Annotated in this window: 18 protein-coding genes; 16 read left to right on the top strand and 2 right to left on the bottom strand. The window is 72.8% G+C overall.

Annotated features, from left to right (window positions below; genetic code table 11):
• Positions 1–166: 166 nt before the first annotated feature.
• A complete protein-coding gene (locus ACRYR2_RS17475) occupies positions 167–703 on the bottom strand; it encodes an NUDIX domain-containing protein (RefSeq protein ID WP_432564173.1) in 537 nt (178 codons plus the stop codon).
• Positions 704–818: 115 nt separating this feature from the next.
• Here ACRYR2_RS17475 and ACRYR2_RS17480 point away from each other — a divergent pair, with 115 nt between their 5' ends.
• The 10 genes from ACRYR2_RS17480 (at position 819) to ACRYR2_RS17525 (ending at position 10,825) form a co-directional block, all read left to right on the top strand.
• A complete protein-coding gene (locus tag ACRYR2_RS17480; RefSeq protein WP_432564174.1) occupies positions 819–2,231 on the top strand; it encodes an efflux RND transporter periplasmic adaptor subunit in 1,413 nt (470 codons plus the stop codon).
• Between the two features lie 89 nt (positions 2,232–2,320).
• The gene (locus tag ACRYR2_RS17485; RefSeq protein ID WP_432564248.1) at positions 2,321–3,016 is read left to right on the top strand and encodes an ABC transporter ATP-binding protein; all 696 of its coding nucleotides are present in this window, start codon (positions 2,321–2,323) and stop codon (positions 3,014–3,016) included.
• Complete coding sequence (locus ACRYR2_RS17490) at positions 3,013–4,209, top strand: ABC transporter permease (protein WP_432564175.1); 1,197 nt, start codon at positions 3,013–3,015, stop codon at positions 4,207–4,209. The genes ACRYR2_RS17485 and ACRYR2_RS17490 overlap by 4 nt, the downstream gene beginning before the upstream one ends.
• 160 nt (positions 4,210–4,369) lie before the next feature.
• Complete coding sequence (gene dop / locus ACRYR2_RS17495; RefSeq protein WP_432564176.1) at positions 4,370–5,956, top strand: depupylase/deamidase Dop; 1,587 nt, start codon at positions 4,370–4,372, stop codon at positions 5,954–5,956.
• A gap of 130 nt (positions 5,957–6,086) precedes the next feature.
• Positions 6,087–6,284, top strand: coding sequence for a ubiquitin-like protein Pup (locus ACRYR2_RS17500; protein WP_432564177.1), 198 nt, complete (start codon positions 6,087–6,089; stop codon positions 6,282–6,284).
• Positions 6,285–6,345: 61 nt separating this feature from the next.
• A complete protein-coding gene (gene prcB / locus ACRYR2_RS17505) occupies positions 6,346–7,215 on the top strand; it encodes a proteasome subunit beta (protein ID WP_432564178.1) in 870 nt (289 codons plus the stop codon).
• A gap of 3 nt (positions 7,216–7,218) precedes the next feature.
• Positions 7,219–7,932, top strand: coding sequence for a proteasome subunit alpha (gene prcA / locus ACRYR2_RS17510; RefSeq protein WP_432564179.1), 714 nt, complete (start codon positions 7,219–7,221; stop codon positions 7,930–7,932).
• A 51-nt stretch (positions 7,933–7,983) separates the two neighbouring features.
• Positions 7,984–9,345 carry a Pup--protein ligase gene (gene pafA / locus ACRYR2_RS17515; RefSeq protein ID WP_432564180.1) on the top strand — a complete coding sequence of 454 codons (1,362 nt, stop codon included), beginning with the start codon at positions 7,984–7,986 and terminating at the stop codon, positions 9,343–9,345.
• An 87-nt stretch (positions 9,346–9,432) separates the two neighbouring features.
• On the top strand, positions 9,433–10,422 hold the full coding sequence (locus ACRYR2_RS17520; protein ID WP_432564181.1) for an FKBP-type peptidyl-prolyl cis-trans isomerase: 990 nt from the start codon (positions 9,433–9,435) through the stop codon (positions 10,420–10,422).
• 25 nt (positions 10,423–10,447) lie between these two features.
• A complete protein-coding gene (locus ACRYR2_RS17525; protein ID WP_432564182.1) occupies positions 10,448–10,825 on the top strand; it encodes an FKBP-type peptidyl-prolyl cis-trans isomerase in 378 nt (125 codons plus the stop codon).
• 65 nt (positions 10,826–10,890) lie between these two features.
• Here ACRYR2_RS17525 and ACRYR2_RS17530 read toward each other — a convergent pair whose 3' ends face one another.
• Entirely contained in the window at positions 10,891–11,982 is a 1,092-nt protein-coding gene (locus tag ACRYR2_RS17530; RefSeq protein ID WP_432564183.1) for a DUF3866 family protein, read from the bottom strand.
• A gap of 56 nt (positions 11,983–12,038) precedes the next feature.
• Here ACRYR2_RS17530 and ACRYR2_RS17535 point away from each other — a divergent pair, with 56 nt between their 5' ends.
• The 6 genes from ACRYR2_RS17535 to ACRYR2_RS17560 all read left to right on the top strand — a co-directional run bounded on the left by ACRYR2_RS17535 (position 12,039) and on the right by ACRYR2_RS17560 (position 16,887).
• Positions 12,039–13,043, top strand: a complete 1,005-nt coding sequence (locus tag ACRYR2_RS17535) for a helix-turn-helix transcriptional regulator (protein WP_432564184.1) — start codon at positions 12,039–12,041, stop codon at positions 13,041–13,043.
• Entirely contained in the window at positions 13,040–14,017 is a 978-nt protein-coding gene (locus tag ACRYR2_RS17540) for a helix-turn-helix transcriptional regulator (protein ID WP_432564185.1), read from the top strand. The genes ACRYR2_RS17535 and ACRYR2_RS17540 overlap by 4 nt, the downstream gene beginning before the upstream one ends.
• Positions 14,018–14,205: 188 nt before the next feature.
• Entirely contained in the window at positions 14,206–14,544 is a 339-nt protein-coding gene (locus tag ACRYR2_RS17545; protein ID WP_432564186.1) for a hypothetical protein, read from the top strand.
• A gap of 234 nt (positions 14,545–14,778) precedes the next feature.
• Positions 14,779–15,069 (top strand): Sec-independent protein translocase subunit TatA, encoded by a 291-nt coding sequence (gene tatA, locus ACRYR2_RS17550; protein ID WP_432564187.1) that lies wholly within the window; start codon positions 14,779–14,781, stop codon positions 15,067–15,069.
• 32 nt (positions 15,070–15,101) lie between these two features.
• Positions 15,102–15,968 (top strand): twin-arginine translocase subunit TatC, encoded by an 867-nt coding sequence (tatC, locus tag ACRYR2_RS17555; RefSeq protein ID WP_432564188.1) that lies wholly within the window; start codon positions 15,102–15,104, stop codon positions 15,966–15,968.
• 4 nt (positions 15,969–15,972) lie between these two features.
• Entirely contained in the window at positions 15,973–16,887 is a 915-nt protein-coding gene (locus ACRYR2_RS17560; protein WP_432564189.1) for a diacylglycerol/lipid kinase family protein, read from the top strand.
• Positions 16,888–16,929: the final 42 nt, after the last annotated feature.

Raw genomic sequence — 16,929 nt, forward strand, 5'->3', positions numbered from 1 at the left:
CTACCCACACACCCACACCACAAAAACACCCACCCCCCCCCCCCCCCCCCCCCCCCCCCCCCCCCCCCCCCCCCCCCCCCCCCCCCCCCCCCCCACGGTGCGTGGGGTCCGTGCGGGTGTGAGCGGGTGCGAGCGGGGGCGAGCGTGGGGTCGACACCGGTGCCCCTCACGGCCTCCCCGGGTCCTGCCACCACCCCGGCCACGCCTGCAGCAGGGCCCGGGTGTCGGGGACGAACGGCCACGCCGGGTCCGCCAGCCGCTCGCGCAGGACGACGGCGTCCTCCCACCACCCGTGGGCGACCTCGCTGGCCTGCAGCACGAGCGGAGTGCCGTCCCACCAGGCCTGGTGGACGAAGGCGAGGTAGTGGGTCGTCTCGTCGCGGTACCAGCGCCTCAGGACGGGCTGCAGGGCGGCGCCGACGCCGAGTTCCTCGCGCAGCTCGCGCCGGGCGGCGGTCAGCGGGTCCTCCCCGGCGGCGACGACACCGCCGGCGAAGCAGTCGTGAGCGCCGGGGTTGACGTCCTTGGTGTCCGTGCGGCGGTGCACGAACACCTTCCCCCGGCCGTCGCGCAGCAGGACGCCGGTGGCGGCGTGCGGCAGGTTGCGTGCACGGACCTCCGCGCGGGACGCACAGCCGGTGACGAGCCCCTCACTGTCCGTCGGGTCGTACAGGTCGACCAGTTCCTCGCCCGTGGCAGTCACGACCGGAAGTGTTGGGGAGGCGGGTCAAGCGTGCGACTCCAGGTGGACGGCCAGGTGTCGCAGACCTGCCCTGAGGAGGACTCGCTGGGCCCTGTGCAAGCCCTAGGGTGACCGCGTGCGAGCCCATCCTCAGCGTCCGCGACCGTCCCGTCGAACCCTGCGCGCGCTGTCCGTCGCCGCGGCGGGGACGGCGGTCCTGCTCGTGGCCGCAGGCTGCAGCTCGGACGAAGAGGAGCCCACGATCGGGACCGGGACGGTCGGCACGGGTGACGTGGAGCAGGTCGTGGACGCTCCCGGCCAGGTCCAGCCGCGGGCCTCGTCGGTCATCGAGGCGCCCGCCGCCGGCACGGTCGCGACCTTGCAGGTCACCGACGGCCAGGACGTCCAGGCCGGGCAGGTGCTCATGACCATCGACTCCCCGGCGGCGGTGCAGGCCCTGGAGACGGCCAGGCAGGCCGACGCGGAGGCCGCGGCGTCGGGGACGTCGCAGTCGTCCTCGGCCCAGAGCCCCGCCCAGCTGGCCGCCCAGCAGCGCCGTGCCCAGCGCGACGCCGAGGCGCGCTTCGCCGAGGCCGAGCAGCAGGCCCAGCAGATCGCCGACCCGGCCGCGAAGGCGGCCGCGCTGGCGGCCGTGCAGTCCTCGCGCACCCAGTACCAGCTGCTGGCCGCGCAGACGCAGGCCCTGGTGGACCAGGTGAACTCGGGGCTGGGCAACCTCGACTCGGCCGTCGAGTCGCTGGGCCAGGCCCAGCGGATCCAGACGCAGGCGGCCGTGCGGGCCGCGCAGGCGACCGTGGACGCCCTGACGGTGACCGCGCCCATCGCGGGGAAGGTGTCGCTGGGCTCGACCGGCGGCGGCGGGTCGTCGCTGCCGGCCGGTGCGGAGTCGCTGCTGTCCGGCAGCGGGGTCCAGCTGCCCCAGGGGGCGCTGTCGGGTGAGGACTCGGGGGCGGCCGGCGCACCGGTGATCGCCCAGGGGGCGGCCGTGACGCAGGGCTCGACACTCGTCAGCGTCATCGACGCCTCCACCTTGAGCCTGACGGCCGACGTCGACGAGACCGACGTGCTGCAGGTGGCCCCGGGCGTCGCGGCCGACGTGACCATCGACGCCGTCGACGGGGCGAGCTACCGCGGCACGGTCACGAGCATCGACCCCACGGCCCAGAGCGGTGGCGGCGGTGCGGTGACGTACACGGTGCGGCTGAGCTACGACGGCGGCACGGCCGCCGACGGGCAGCCCGCGGCGACGCCGCTGCCGGGCATGACGGCCAACGTCTCGCTGGTGGTCGCGAGCGCCCAGGACGTCGTGCAGGTCCCGGCGTCGGCGATCGTGCGGGCGGGCTCGGGCAACGGGTCCCCGGACGCGGACTCGGTCTGGGTGGTCACCGGCGGTGAGGCCCAACGTCGTGAGGTGACCGTGGGGATCCGCGGCACCTCCGCCGTGGAGATCACCGACGGGTTGTCCGACGGTGAGGAGATCGTCACCGACGGGGCCACCGACGTCACCGAGGGGCAGCAGGTCCCGTGACGTCGTCCTCCCGCACGACGCAGCAGGACCACGTACGAGAGCACGAGCAGGAGCCGGCACTGATCCCGTCCCCCGACGTCCCCACCACCGTGCGCACCGCGGCCATCGAGGCCGTCGACGTGACCCGCTCCTACCGCTTCGGCGACACCACCGTCGACGCGCTGCGCGGGGTGAGCTTCACGGTGGACGAAGGGGAGTACGCCGCGATCGTCGGGCCCAGCGGGTCGGGCAAGTCGACGCTCATGCACCTGCTGGGCTGCCTGGACCGCCCCACCTCGGGGGTGCTGCGGGTGGGGGGGCGCGACGTCGCCGACCTGTCCGACGCCGAACTGGCCGACCTGCGCAACCGCGAGATCGGGTTCGTGTTCCAGGCGTTCCAGCTGCTGTCGCGCTCGAGCGCGGTCGACAACGTGGCGCTGCCCCTGCTGTACCGCGGGGTGAAGGCCTCCGAACGCCGCGAACGGGCGGCGGCGGCGCTGAGGGCGGTCAACCTCGGGCACCGGCTCACCCACCGGCCGACGCAGATGTCCGGTGGTGAGCAGCAGCGCGTGGCGATCGCGCGGGCGCTGGTCGGGGAACCGCGGATCCTGCTGGCCGACGAACCCACCGGCAACCTCGACACGAGGAACGGCGCCGAGGTCATGCGCATCCTCGAGGAGCTGAACTCGCAGCGCGGGGTCGCGGTCGTCCTGGTGACCCACGACGACGAGGTCGCCGGCCGCGCCCGCCGACAGGTGCGCGTGCGCGACGGTCTGGTCGAGCGGGACACGAGGAACGAGCGGTGAAAGGTTTCGAGGCCTTCCGGGTGGCGCTGGACGCGCTGCGGGGCAACAGGTTGCGCAGTCTGCTCACGATGCTCGGGGTCATCATCGGGATCGCCGCGGTCATCGTGGTCGTCTCGATCGGTTCGGGTGCGCGCCAGCAGATCGAACAGCAGGTCGAGGGGCTGGGCTCCAACCTCATCCTCGTCGTGCAGGGCGAGCTGGACACCGGCAACCTGGCCTCCAGCGCCGTGTCGACCTCGACCATGCAGCTGGACGACGAGGAGGTCCTGACCGACGTCGTCGGTGACCCGGAGGCGGTGACGGCCCGGATCTCCTCGGGAGCCCCGGTGCGCGCGGAGTCGCGCGAGCAGTTCACGACGATCCAGGGCGCCGACCAGAACCTGCCCAACGTGCTGAACCGGCCGGTCGCCGAAGGGCAGTACTTCACCTCCGTCGACGTCGACTCGCGCCGGCGGGTGGCGGTGCTGGGGTCGCTGACGGCCGACCGCCTGTTCCCCGGGGCGGACCCGGTGGGCCGGCAGATCACCATCTCGGGCACCCGGTTCGAGGTGATCGGGGTGCTGGCGGAGCGGGGCGAGAGCTTCGGGGTCACCCAGGACAACGAGATCCACGTCCCGATCACCACGGCTCAGCGGTTGTTCGGCATCGAGCGGGTGGACGCCTTCGCGGTCAAGGCGCCCTCGGCGGACTCGGTCCCGGACCTGTCCGAGCAGCTGTGGCGGGCCATGAAGGCCGAGCACCCCGACCAGACGTACTCGGCGGTCACCCAGACCCAGGTGCTGGGGGTGGTCGGGCAGATCCTCGGCCTGCTGACGGCCGTGCTGGCCGCCATCGCCGGGATCTCGCTGCTCGTCGGCGGCGTGGGGGTCTCGAACATCATGCTCGTCTCGGTGCGCGAGCGGACCCGGGAGATCGGCCTGCGCAAGGCCCTCGGCGCCCGCCAGCGCGACGTGCTGGTGCAGTTCCTGGTCGAGGCGGTGCTGCTGACCAGCGTCGGCGGGGTCATCGGGATCGTCGTGGGAGTGGTCGGCTCGATCGTGGTCGACCAGGTGTCCCCGCTGCCGGCGGTCATCGAGTGGTGGAGCCCCGTCGTGGCCTTCGCGGTGTCCGCGGCGGTCGGGATCTTCTTCGGCGTCTTCCCCGCGCGGCGGGCCGGCAAGCTCGATCCGGTGGTGGCACTGCGGACCGAGTGAGGGCCGGGACGTAGGGTCGTCGCGTGGACGGGAAGCGGCGCGCCGGCGCCTGGACGCAGGCCAGACGCCAGTGCCGCGCGCAGGCTCCACGACGGAGTCGCAGCGCGGCGCCGCAGGGGGGCGCCGGCCCGGGCGCCGTGACGAGTGAGCAGGTGTGGACATGACGGTGCGGCGCGTGGTCGGGATCGAGACGGAGTACGGCATCTCCGTGCCGGGTGACCCGGGCGCCAACCCGATGCTGCTGTCGGCGCAGGTCGTCAACGCCTACGCCACCTCCAGCACCGGCGGCCGCCCCCGGCCGCGCTGGGACTACGAGGACGAGGCCCCGCTGCGCGACGCGCGCGGGTTCGAGCTCGACCGCGCCGCCGCCCACCCCTCGCAGCTGACCGACGCGCGTCCGGACGGGACGCGGCGCGCGGCGCCGAACGCCTCGGACGTGGTGACCGCCGAGTCCGAGGACCCGACGATGGCCAACGTCATCCTCACCAACGGGGCACGCTTCTACGTCGACCACGCCCACCCGGAGTACTCCTCCCCGGAGGTCCTCACCCCCCGCGACGCGGTGAAGTGGGACCGGGCCGGGGAGCTGATCCTGCTGGAGTCGCTGCGCCGGGTGGCCGCCACCCCGGGCCTGACGCCGGTGACGATCTACAAGAACAACACCGACGGCAAGGGCGCCTCCTACGGCACCCACGAGAACTACCTGATGAACCGGTCGACGGCCTTCGGCGACGTCGTGCGGCACCTCACCCCGTTCTTCGTCTCCCGGCAGGTCTTCGCCGGGGCCGGCCGCGTCGGGCTGGGGCAGGACTCGGCCGCGTCGGGGTTCCAGATCAGCCAGCGCGCGGACTTCTTCGAGGTCGAGGTGGGGCTGGAGACCACCATGAAGCGGCCGATCATCAACACCCGCGACGAACCGCACGCGACGGTGGAGAAGTACCGGCGCCTGCACGTCATCGTCGGCGACGCGACGATGTGCGAGGTCGCGACCCTGCTGAAGGTGGGCACCACGTCCCTGGTGCTGTCGATGCTCGAGGCCGGGGTGCTCGAGGGCGGTCCGGCGGGGGACCTGCTGCTGTCCGAACCGGTCCGCGCGCTGCACGACGTCTCCCACGACCCGGGGCTGAGGCAGCTGGTGCGGCTGCGCGACGGCCGCCGGCTGACCGCGGTGCAGCTGCAGTGGGCCTACCTGGAGGCCGCGCAGGCCTTCGTGGCCGACCGGTACGGCGCCGACGTCGACGCCGACACCGCCGAGGTGCTGGCGCGCTGGGAGCAGGTGCTGACGAAGCTGGAGACCGACGTGTTCTCCGCCGCCCGCGAGGTCGACTGGATCGCCAAGCTGCGCCTGCTGGAGGGCTACCGCTCCCGCGACGGCCTGGACTGGGACCACGCCCGGCTGCAGGCCGTGGACCTGCAGTGGTCCGACGTGCGGCCGGAGAAGGGGCTGTACCTCAAGCTCGCCGAACGCGGCCAGGTCGAGCGCCTGGTGCCGCAGGACGAGGTGCGCCACGCCGTCGAGCACCCGCCGGTCGACACCCGGGCCTACTTCCGCGGGGAGTGCCTGGCCCGGTACGGCCCGCGGGTGGCCGCCGCCAGCTGGGACTCGGTGATCTTCGACGTCGCCGGCCGCGGGGCGCTGCAACGGGTGCCGACCCTGGAGCCGCTGCGGGGCACCCGCGAGCACGTCGGGGCCCTGCTGGACCGGTGCGAGACGGCCGAGGACCTGGTCGCCGCCCTCACGAGCTGACCCCGGTCACCTGCTGCGCCGCGGGTGACGCGCGGCGCAAACCCGCTCACGACTCGCGTGACGGGGTTAGTGTCGGGGACGAACCGGGCCGTGCGGTCCGGTCCGACCGAGCCGTCAGGGGGAGCCAGCCATGCCTGGACAGGAGCAGCAGCGCCCGAGCCGCCGCGAGGACGAGGTCGAGGAGACCCCGGTCGTCCCCGCCCAGGGCAACGCCAAGGCAGCCGAGACCGACGCCGACGTCGACGCCCTGCTCGACGAGATCGACGAGGTGCTCGAGTCCAACTCCGAGGAGTTCGTCAGGGGCTTCGTCCAGAAGGGCGGCGAGTAGCCACCCGCGTCCCTCCCGGCTCTCCCGGCACGCGCCGGGGGCGCCGGGTAGGGTCCCAGGGGTGAACCACTCCACCGATCACTCAGGACGTCTTCCCGCGCCGTTCCTGCGGCCTGGTTCGTCGTCCTTCACCGATTTCGTGCGTGAGTACGCGCCCGAGGTGCTGCCCGCCTCGCGCACGTTGCCCGCCGGGGGCCTGCCGGGCGGCGGGCCGGGGGCGGGGGAGCCGCCGCACGCGACGACGATCGTGGCACTGGTGTTCGCCGACGGCGTGGTCATGGCCGGGGACCGCCGCGCGACCGCCGGCCCGATGATCGCCCAGCGCGACATCCAGAAGGTGTTCCAGACCGACGAGCACTCCTGCGCCGGCATCGCCGGCACCGCCGGCCTCGCCGTGGAGATGATCCGGCTGTTCCAGGTCGAGCTGGAGCACTTCGAGAAGCTCGAGGGCGCGCTGATGTCCTTCGAGGGCAAGGCCAACCGCCTGTCGACGATGATCCGCGGCAACCTGGGGATGGCCATGCAGGGCCTGGCCGTCGTCCCGCTGTTCGCCGGCTACGACCTCGACGCCGGCCGCGGCCGCATCGTCGGCTACGACATCACCGGCGGCCGTTCGGAGGAGCACGACCACCACACCGTCGGCTCGGGGTCGATCTTCGCCCGCGGGGCGCTGAAGAAGCTGTACCGCCCGGGCATGAGCGAGGCCGAGACCGTGCGCGTGGCGATCGAGGCGCTGTGGGACGCCGCCGACGACGACTCCGCCACGGGCGGGCCGGACCTGCTGCGCAAGATCTGGCCGGTCGTCGGGGTGGTCACCGCCGACGGGTACCGGCGGGTGCCGGACGCGGAGCTGGAACCGGTCGTCGAGGCCGTCGTGGAAGGCCGTCGCGGCAACCCGGGCGGCAACCCCGGGATCACTGGGGGGAACTGAGCCATGAGCATGCCGTTCTACGTCTCGCCCGAGCAGCTGATGAAGGACAAGGCGGACTACGCGCGCAAGGGCATCGCCCGCGGTCGCGCCGTGGTCGTCGTGGCCTTCGCCGACGGGATCGTCTTCGTCTCGGAGAACCCCTCCCGCGCCCTGCACAAGATCTCCGAGATCTACGACCGCGTCGCCTTCGCGGCGGTCGGCAAGTACAACGAGTTCGAGAACCTGCGGGTGGCCGGTGTGCGGTACGCCGACGTGCGCGGGTACTCCTACGACCGCAGCGACGTGACCGCCCGCGGCCTGGCCAACGCCTACGCCCAGACCCTGGGGGCCATCTTCACGACCGAGTCCAAGCCCTACGAGGTCGAGATCGTCGTGGCCGAGGTCGGCACCAGTCCCGAGACCGACCAGATCTACCGGCTCACCTACGACGGGTCGGTCGCCGACGAGCACGGCTACGTCGCGATGGGCGGGTCGGCCGACCAGATCGCCGCCAAGCTGGGGGAGCGCTGGCACGCCGGCCTGTCGCTGGCCGAGGCGCTGCAGCTGGCGGTGGAGGCCCTCGGATCCGACGCCGCCGCCGAGGCCGCGGGTTCCGGTCCCCGGCCCATCGCCCCCGACCAGCTCGAGGTCGCGGTCCTGGACCGGACCCGCGACCGGCGGACGTTCCGCCGCCTGTCGGGTCCCACGCTCGCCGGTCTGATGTCGTCAGGAGCGTGACGCCGCGCGTTTCACTGCGCCCCACGGCGCACGAGTGCCTAAGGTGGTGCAATGGATCGCCGGATCTTCGGGCTGGAAACCGAGTTCGGCGTCACCTGTGCTTTCGAGGGGCAGCGCAAGCTGTCCCCGGACGAGGTGGCCCGGTACTTGTTCCGCAAGGTCGTGTCGTGGGGCCGTTCGAGCAACGTGTTCCTCAAGAACGGGGCACGGCTCTACCTCGACGTGGGCTCGCACCCCGAGTACGCCTCACCCGAGTGCGACGACGTGCGTCAGCTCGTCGTGCACGACCGCGCCGGTGAGCGGACCCTGGAGGGCCTGCTGACCGACGCGGAGCGTCGGCTGGAGGAGGAGGGCATCGCCGGGGAGGTGTTCCTCTTCAAGAACAACACCGACTCGGCGGGGAACTCCTACGGCTGCCACGAGAACTACCTGGTGTCGCGGCACGGGGAGTTCGGGCGGCTGTCGGACGTGCTCATCCCGTTCCTGGTCTCGCGCCAGCTCATCGTGGGCGCGGGCAAGGTGGTGCAGACCCCGCGCGGTGCGGTGTTCTCGCTGTCGCAGCGGGCCGACCACATCTGGGAGGGCGTCTCCAGCGCCACCACGCGCAGCCGGCCGATCATCAACACCCGCGACGAACCGCACGCCGACGCCGAGCGGTACCGGCGGCTGCACGTCATCGTCGGGGACTCCAACATGTCCGAGACGACCACGATGCTGAAGCTGGGCGCCACCGACCTGGTCCTGCGGATGGTCGAGGAGGGCGTGCAGCTGCGCGAGATGACGATGGAGAACCCGATCCGGGCCATCCGCGAGATCAGCCACGACCTGACCGGCCGCAAGCCGGTGCGGCTGGCCAACGGCCGGGAGGCCAGCGCGCTGGAGATCCAGGGCGAGTACCTGGAGAAGGCCAAGGAGTTCGTCGAGCACCGCGGTCTGCAGACCCCGACGGTCAAGCGGGTGCTGGACCTGTGGGAACGGGCGTTGCGGGCCGTGGAGACGCAGGACTTCTCGCTGGTCGACAAGGAGGTCGACTGGGTCATCAAGAAGAAGCTGCTGGACCGCTACATGGCCAAGCACGACCTGCCGCTGACGTCCCCGCGGATCGCCCGGCTCGACCTGGCCTACCACGACATCCACCGCCGGCGCGGGCTGCACTACATGCTGGCCGAGCGGGGGATGGCCGACCGCGTCTGCTCGGACATCGAGGTGTTCGAGGCGCTGAGCGTGCCGCCGCAGACCACCCGCGCCAAGCTGCGGGGTGACTTCGTGCGGGCCGCGCAGGAGAAGCGGCGCGACTTCACCGTCGACTGGGTGCACCTCAAGCTCAACGACCAGGCGCAGCGGACGGTGCTGTGCAAGGACCCGTTCCGGGCCGTCGACGAGCGGGTGGAACGCCTCATCGACAGCATGTAGCCGCCTGCACGGCGCGCGCACAGACTGCGCGGTTAGGGTGAAGTCAGGTCGACCCCGGCCGATCAGTACCGATCAGTGAGGACCTCCGTGCGCCGCCGTACCGCCGTCCTGTCCGCCGCCTCCGCCCTGGCGGTGTCCCTGTTGCTCGGCGCCTGCGCGTCCGAGGGGGACACCCCCAGCGCGTCCGAGCAGAGCGCGTCGGCGTCCGCGTCGGCCAACGCGATCGAGCCGGCGGTCACCGACGACGCGCTGCCCGTGATCGTGGAGGGTGAGGTGAACCCGACGGTCAAGCCGACGGTGACCTTCACCCCGCCGTTGTCGGTGACCGAGACCTCCCGCAAGGTCGTCGCGGCCGGCACGGGGCAGGAGATCGAGAGCACCGACGAGGTCCAGTTCGCCTACACCCTGTACGCCGGGTCGACGGGCGTGGAGCTGGACAGCAGCTACGGCGGCACCGACGCCCGGTTCGAGCTGGCGAACATCACGATGGGGCTGGCCCGCGGGTTCGTGGGCGCCCACGTCGGCGACCGGCTCGTCGTGGCCATCGCTCCCGAGGACGGTTTCGGCGACCAGGTCTCGACGTTCAACCAGGAGGGGGTCGACGCCACGACGACCATCGTCATGGTCGCCGACGTCGTGCGGGTCATCGGCGACCGCGCCGAGGGCACCGAGGTCACGCCGCCGGCGAACCTGCCGGCCGTCACCTACGACGAGAACGGCGTGCCGACCGGGTTCACGGTCTCGGACCCGACCCCGCCGGCGGACACGGTCGTGCAGCCCCTCATCCAGGGCAGCGGCCCGGCGCTGACGCCCGGCATGAACGTCCAGATGCAGTACGTCGGGGCGACGCTGGCCGACGGTCAGGTCTTCCAGTCCTCCTGGGAGACCCAGCCGTTCGAGACGCAGATCGGTGTCGGCGGGCTCATCACCGGCTGGGACGAGGGCCTGATCGGCCAGACCGTCGGCAGCCGGGTGCTGCTGGTGATCCCCTCGGCCAAGGCGTACGGGGACGCCCCCACGGGCGGGCAGCCGGCAGGTGCCCTGGTCTTCGTCGTCGACATCCTCGACGGGTACTGAGCGGCCGGGCGGATAGGGTCGCAGCATGAGTGAACGCACCAAGCCTGAGATCGACTTCCCCGGCGGCGAGCCGCCGGCCGACCTCGAGATCACCGACGAGATCATCGGTGACGGCGCCGAGGCGACCGCTGGCAAGACCGTCAGCGCGCACTACGTGGGTGTCGCGTTCAGCACCGGCGAGGAGTTCGACTCCTCCTGGAACCGTGGCCAGCCGCTCGACTTCCCCGTCGGGGCCGGCATGGTCATCAAGGGCTGGGACCAGGGCCTGCTGGGCATGAAGGTCGGCGGCCGCCGCAAGCTGGTCATCCCGCCGCACCTGGGCTACGGCGACCGCGGCGCCGGTGGCGCCATCAAGGGTGGCGAGACCCTGATCTTCGTCGTGGACCTCGTCGACGTGAAGTGAGCTGACCCGCTCCACCGACCCCCTCGTGATCAAGCACTTCCGTGCTTGATCACGAGGGGGTCGTGTCACCTCCGGAGGAGGGCGGCGGCGTGGCGGCCCGCGGCGGCGGCGACCAGGAAGCTCGCGCGGTCGGCGTCGACCCCGCGGCCCATCGTCGAGAGCCGCACGGGGCTGGTGGCCAGGGCGTCGTCGAGGCCGTCCGCGCTGACCTCGACGTACCGGTGCCGTCCGCACAGGCTGCGGGCCTGGTCGCGGACGCCGTCGTGGAACGCGCCGGGGGAGTCGGGCACGACGACGTCGGCGGGGGCCAGGGCCACCCGGCCGACGGCGGTCAGGGAGTGGTGGGAGACGCCGCGGTGCCGGTCGCGGGCGTCGGCCTCGGACACCCGCAGGGCCGCGACCGGGCGGCCACCGAGCACGGCGGCGGCGTTGAGGGCCTCTCCGGCGGCCACTCCCGAGAACCCCCAGCGGGAGCCGGTGCCCAGGTTGCCGGGTCCCTGGGCCACCACGACGACGTCGGCCCCGGCCACGAGCCGGGCGGCCAGCAGGCCGGTGTGGACGGTGGCGGTCTCCAGGTCGCCGCCGAAGGCCTGCCCGGTGGTGATGCAGGCGCTGAGCCAGCCCGCCTCGCGCAGACCCGCGACGGCGCGGGAGAAGGCGGCGGGCAGGGCGCCGCCGTCGGTCATGACGTAGGCGACGCGGGCGTGCGGGGCGTCGGCGCGCACGCCGGCGACGATCGCGGGGACGGCCGAGTGCAGGTCGGCGACGACGACCGGGGTGCCCTCGAGGTCGTCGGCCTCGGCGAGGGTGGCGTGGTGCGCCGACTCCTGGTCGTCCACGCCCAGCACCATCGTCTGCAGCGGGGTGTAGCGGGCCTTGACGAGGTGGCCGGGACCGGCCGGGGGATCGGCGGGCAGGTCGTCGGGCAGGGCCACGACCAGCGCGTACCCGCCGGTGCCCAGCCCCCGGGCCAGCGCCGAGGTGTTCAGCAGCACCCGGTTCCCGGGCCGGGGCGTGCCGACGAGGTCGGGGTGGGCCAGGGCCTTGACCTCGACCCCGGCGTCGGGGCCGTCGGTGATCTCGGCGAAGACCTCCACCGATCCGGGCCAGGTCGCGCCGATTCGCCGGACCGTTGCAGCGCGCCACCTGATCGTCACGCTCGCAGGGTACGCAGGATGCGGGGCAGGACCGGTCCGGTAGCGTCCACCGCACCATGACGAGCACACCGACGACACCGGGTGGAGCGGCCGCCGCCGCCCGCGGAGCACGCCGCACCGAACGGTTGCTCAACCTCGTCATCGCCCTGTCGGCGACCCGTCGCTGGCTGACCAAGGAACAGATCCGCACCGCCGTCCCGCAGTACGCCGACTGCGCCACCACCGTCGCCTTCGAGCGCATGTTCGAGCGCGACAAGGAGGACCTGCGCGAGCTGGGCGTCCCGCTGGAGACCGGCGGGGAGGACCCGCTGTTCGAGGACGAGGCCGGGTACCGCATCGACCGCGACGCCTACGCGCTGCCGGAGATCCACTTCACCCCCGGAGAGCTGGCCGTCCTGTCGCTGGCCAGCCGGGTCTGGCAGCAGGCCAGCCTGGCCGGGCCGGCGACGCGCGCGCTGGTCAAGCTGCGCAGCCTGGGGGTGGAACCGGACGAGAGTTCGCTCATCGGCGTCGAGCCGCGGGTACGGACGGCCGAGCCGGCCTTCGACCCGCTGTACGCCGCGACGCGGGACCGCGCGCCGGTGTCGTTCACCTACCGCCGGGCCGGGGGAGAACCGGCCGTGCGGCACGTGGAGCCGTGGGCGATCGTGTCCTGGCACGGCCGCTGGTACCTCGTGGGGCACGACCGCGACCGCGACGCCTCCCGCGTCTTCCGGCTGTCGCGGGTCGCCTCGGCGGTGCGCCGGATCGGGCGTCCGGGCTCCTACGAGGTGCCCGAGGGCATCGACGCGCGTGCGGTGGTGGCCCGGACGGTCGGGACGGTGCAGAGCCGGCAGGCGCGGCTGCAGGTGCGGCCGGGCGCCGGGCTGGCGTTGCGACGGCGCGCCCGCAGCGTCGAGACCGCAGGCGAGGAGGACGTCGTCGTGGTGGACGTCAGCGACGTGGAGATGACCGCGGACGAGCTCGCCGGCTACGGCGCGGACGTCGTGGTGCTCGAGCCCGAGGACCTGCGCGAGGCCGTGCTCCGGCGGTTGCGGGGAGCTGCGGGGGTGCACGCGTGAGCGGACGGGCGTCGACGGAACGGCTGTCGCGGTTGCTGGCGATGGTCCCCTACCTGCTGACCCACCAGGGCATCCCGGTCGGCGAGGCCGCCGAGCACTTCGGCATCACCGAGGACGACCTGGTCCACGACCTGGAGCTGCTGTTCGTCTGCGGCACACCCGGGCACCTGCCCGACGACCTCATCGACGCGCGGTGGGAGTCCGGTCACATCTACCTGTCCAACGCCGACCCGATCGCGCGGCCCTCCCGGCTGGCCGTCGACGAGGCCGTCGCGCTGCTGGTGGGCCTGCGGACGCTGGCCGAGGTCCCCGGTCTGCACGACCGCGAGGCGCTGGAGGGCGCGCTGGCGAAGCTGTCCGAGGCCACCGGTGAGGCCGGCGGCGCGGCGGGCTCGGTCGCGGTCGACGTCAGTTCCGGCGGCGAGAGCGCCGTCGTGCTGGAGACCTGCCGGCTGGCGCTGCGCGAGCACCGGCGGCTGCACCTGAGCTACCTGGTGCCCAGCCGCGACGAGCGGACCGAACGCGACGTCGACCCCATGCGGCTGGTCAGCGTGGAGGGGCGCTGGTACCTGGAGGCGTGGTGCCACCGCGCCGAGGGCGTGCGGCTGTTCCGCGTCGACCGGATCGAGACCGCGCAGCTGCTCGACGACGACGGGACCCCACCGGCGCAGGCCCGCTCGCGCGACGTGGCCTCGGACCTGTTCACCCCGAGCCCCGACGACGTCGTCGTGACCATCGACCTGGCGCCCACGGCCGCCTGGGTCGTCGACTACTACCCCGTGGAGTCGGTCCAGGACGCGCCCGAGGACGCCTGGGAGGAGGCGTCCCTGCGGGTGCGGCTGCGCACCGCGGACACCCACTGGGTGCACCGCCTGCTGCTGCGCCTGGGCGCCGGGGCACGGGTCGTGGACCCCCCGCAGCTGGCCGTCGACGTGCGTGACGGGGCGTTGGCGGCGTTGGCCCGCTACACCTGATCTCCGCCCCGCAAGGCCTTCACGAGGTCGCTCGGTGCGCTTCACCGGATCGGACGCACACAGCCGGGGCGTGTGTCAAGGTTGCTCGCAAGAGGCTGTTCAAGGGATCGCCGGTACGTGCCGAAGCAGTGGTTGTCGGACGGCGGGGTCGCCGCCGGACCTACACCACGAACTGGAAGGTGCACGACATGACCACGATCAAGGCTTCCTGCCCCTGCTGCGGCGACGTCGAACTGACCCCCAAGCAGGTCCGCCTCGTGGTGTGCTCCGCCAAGGAGCGCTCCTTCTACGCGTTCGGCTGCCCCAAGTGCAAGGACGAGGTCCGCAAGCCGGCCGGCGAGGACGTCGTGGCCCTGCTCGTCTCCGGCGGTGTGGCCGTCGAGCGCTGGACCATCCCGGCCGAGGCCATGGAGGTCCACACCGGCTCGGCGATCGCCTGGGACGACGTCCTGGACTTCGCCCTGGTGCTGGACTCCTGCGACGACCTCGCCTCGCTGGCCGGCCGCGGCCTGCGCGCCGCGCGCTGACGCCCCCCACACCTCCCGTGCGCGCCGCGCACGCCTGACGAGAGCCGCGACCGGACGTCCCCACCGTCCGCGAGCGGCTCTCGTGCTCTCGGGGACTCCTCCTGGGAGTTCACCCGGAGTCCGCCCTGAGGTGGCCTGTCGGGCGACGGATGCAGGACTCGACCCGCATGCTTGTCCCACAGGCGGCCTCGCTCGACGTACGATGGCCGCGCTACGACCGACACTGGAGGACTGATGTTCCGCAACCTCGTCGACCACCCGTGGGTGCTCGTCATCCTCGTCGTGCTGATCATCGCGCTGTTCGGCAGCAAGCGCCTGCCGGACGCGGCGCGTGGGCTCGGCCGATCGATGCGCATCTTCAAGTCCGAGGTGAAGGAGATGAAGAACGACGGCAAGGACGAGTCCAAGTCGGCCGCCACCTCCGCGACCGCCGCCAAGGACTCCGAGCCGACCGCCCTGGAGGCCAAGCTGGCCGCCGAAGAGGCGGAGCGCAAGAGCACCGAGCAGCAGTCCCGCGCCTCCTGAGCCGCCGCCCCGACTGAGGAACCGCCGCAGCCATGGCCGTGACCACCGTCCGTCGACGCAACCCCAAGGACCCCGAGGGGCGCATGCCCCTCATGGACCACCTGAGGGAGCTGCGCAACCGTGCGGTCAAGGCGGGGATCTTCCTCATCCTCGGGAGCATCCTGGGCTGGTTCCTCTGGCGCGGCTGGAGCCAGCCGTTCTGGGGCGTCCCGTCGTTCAGCGGCGGCATCTTCGGGATGATCCAGGACCCGATCATCCAGGCCGCCGAAGAACGCGGCTCGCTGGTCAGCATCAACTTCGGCCAGGTCGGTTCCGCCTTCGACTTCGCCATCAAGGGCGCCATCTGGGTCGGCGTCCTCGTCTCCAGCCCCTTCTGGCTGTGGCAGTTCTGGGCGTTCATCACCCCCGGTCTGACCAAGCGCGAGCGGCGCTACGCCATCGGCTTCATCTCGGCAGCGGTGCCGCTGTTCCTGGCCGGTGCCGTCATCGCCTACTCGGTCCTGCCGAACGCGATGGACTTCCTCATCGGGTTCACCCCCGAGGACGGATCGAACGTCATCGACGCGCAGATCTACCTCAGCTTCTGCATGCGCATCATCCTGGCCTTCGGTCTGGGCTTCCTGCTGCCGGTCGTCCTGGTCGGCCTGAACTTCGCGCACCTCGTCTCCGGTCGCCAGATCGTGAAGCAGTGGCGCATCAGCGTCTTCCTGAGCTTCCTGTTCTCGGCCCTCGTGACGCCGACGTCCGACATCACGACCATGCTGCTGCTGGCCCTGCCGTTGCTGGTCCTGTTCGGCATCGCGATGGTCGTCTGCGTCCTGAACGACCGTCGCCGCGGCAAGAACTCCGACGAGCCGGACTACGGCGACCTGTCCGACGACGAAGCCAGCGCGATCTGACCCGGTGAGCACACCGGGTCGCGTCGGCCTCCTCGTGAACCCGACGGCGGGTCGCGGGGCAGGTCGCAGAGCGGGGACCCACGTCCTGGACACGCTGCGCCGTCGCGGCCACGAGGTCACCGACCTTTCCGGCCTCGAGTTCGCCAGCGCCGCCCGCGCCGCGCGCGAGCAGGCCGCAGACCTCGAGGCCCTCGTCGTCGTCGGTGGCGACGGCATGATCCACGCCGGCGTCCAGGCCGTCGCCGGCACGGACACCGCGCTCGGGATCGTCCCGGCCGGCACCGGCAACGACATCGCCCGGGGGCTCGACCTGCCGCTGGGCGACCCGGTCCGTTCGGCCGAGGCCGTCGCCGAGGCCCTGCGCGCGGGCCGGCACCGTGCGGTCGACGCCGTCCACGTCAGCACCGGCTCCGGCACCGACTGGTACGCCAGCATCCTGGCCTCGGGCGTGGACGCCCTCGTCAACGAGCGGGCGAACTCCTGGCCCTGGCCCAAGGGGCCGGCCCGGTACACCCTGGCCGCGTTGCGCGAGCTCGCCGTCGTCCGCGGGGTCGGCGTGCGGGTCACCCTCGACGGGACGTCCTTCGAACGCGACTGCCTGCTCGTGGCGGTGGCCAACACGCGCTGCTACGGCGGCGGGATGCAGATGGCGCCCCACGCCGACCCGTCCGACGGGCTGCTCGAGGTCGTCGTCGTGGACGCGCTGCCGCCGGTCGCCGCGCTGCGCCTGCTGCCGCAGGTCCGCCGCGGCCGGCACCTCGACCACCCCGCCGTGCACGTCCACCGGGCGCGCTCGGTGACCCTGGAGAGTCTCGACGGGAACCCCCGCCGCCCCCGGCCGCACGCCGACGGCGAGCCGATCGGCGACCTGCCGATCACCTGCGAGGCCGTTCCCGGGGCCTTGCGCGTCCTGGTCTGAGGCCGGCCGCGACCGCCCGGGCAGGGTCGGGGGAGCACCGAG

The sequence above is a fragment of the Kineococcus deserti genome, assembly GCF_050871945.1.
GTDB lineage: Bacteria > Actinomycetota > Actinomycetes > Actinomycetales > Kineococcaceae > Kineococcus.

Excerpts from the sequence above, each read along its gene's own strand:
- dop (WP_432564176.1), top strand. The coding sequence starts at position 4,370 with ATGACGGTGCGGCGCGTGGTCGGGATCGAGACGGAGTACGGCATCTCC.
- ACRYR2_RS17500 (WP_432564177.1), top strand. The coding sequence starts at position 6,087 with ATGCCTGGACAGGAGCAGCAGCGCCCGAGCCGCCGCGAGGACGAGGTC.
- prcA (WP_432564179.1), top strand. The coding sequence starts at position 7,219 with ATGAGCATGCCGTTCTACGTCTCGCCCGAGCAGCTGATGAAGGACAAG.
- pafA (WP_432564180.1), top strand. The coding sequence starts at position 7,984 with ATGGATCGCCGGATCTTCGGGCTGGAAACCGAGTTCGGCGTCACCTGT.
- ACRYR2_RS17525 (WP_432564182.1), top strand. The coding sequence starts at position 10,448 with ATGAGTGAACGCACCAAGCCTGAGATCGACTTCCCCGGCGGCGAGCCG.
- ACRYR2_RS17535 (WP_432564184.1), top strand. The coding sequence starts at position 12,039 with ATGACGAGCACACCGACGACACCGGGTGGAGCGGCCGCCGCCGCCCGC.
- ACRYR2_RS17545 (WP_432564186.1), top strand. The coding sequence starts at position 14,206 with ATGACCACGATCAAGGCTTCCTGCCCCTGCTGCGGCGACGTCGAACTG.
- tatA (WP_432564187.1), top strand. The coding sequence starts at position 14,779 with ATGTTCCGCAACCTCGTCGACCACCCGTGGGTGCTCGTCATCCTCGTC.
- tatC (WP_432564188.1), top strand. The coding sequence starts at position 15,102 with ATGGCCGTGACCACCGTCCGTCGACGCAACCCCAAGGACCCCGAGGGG.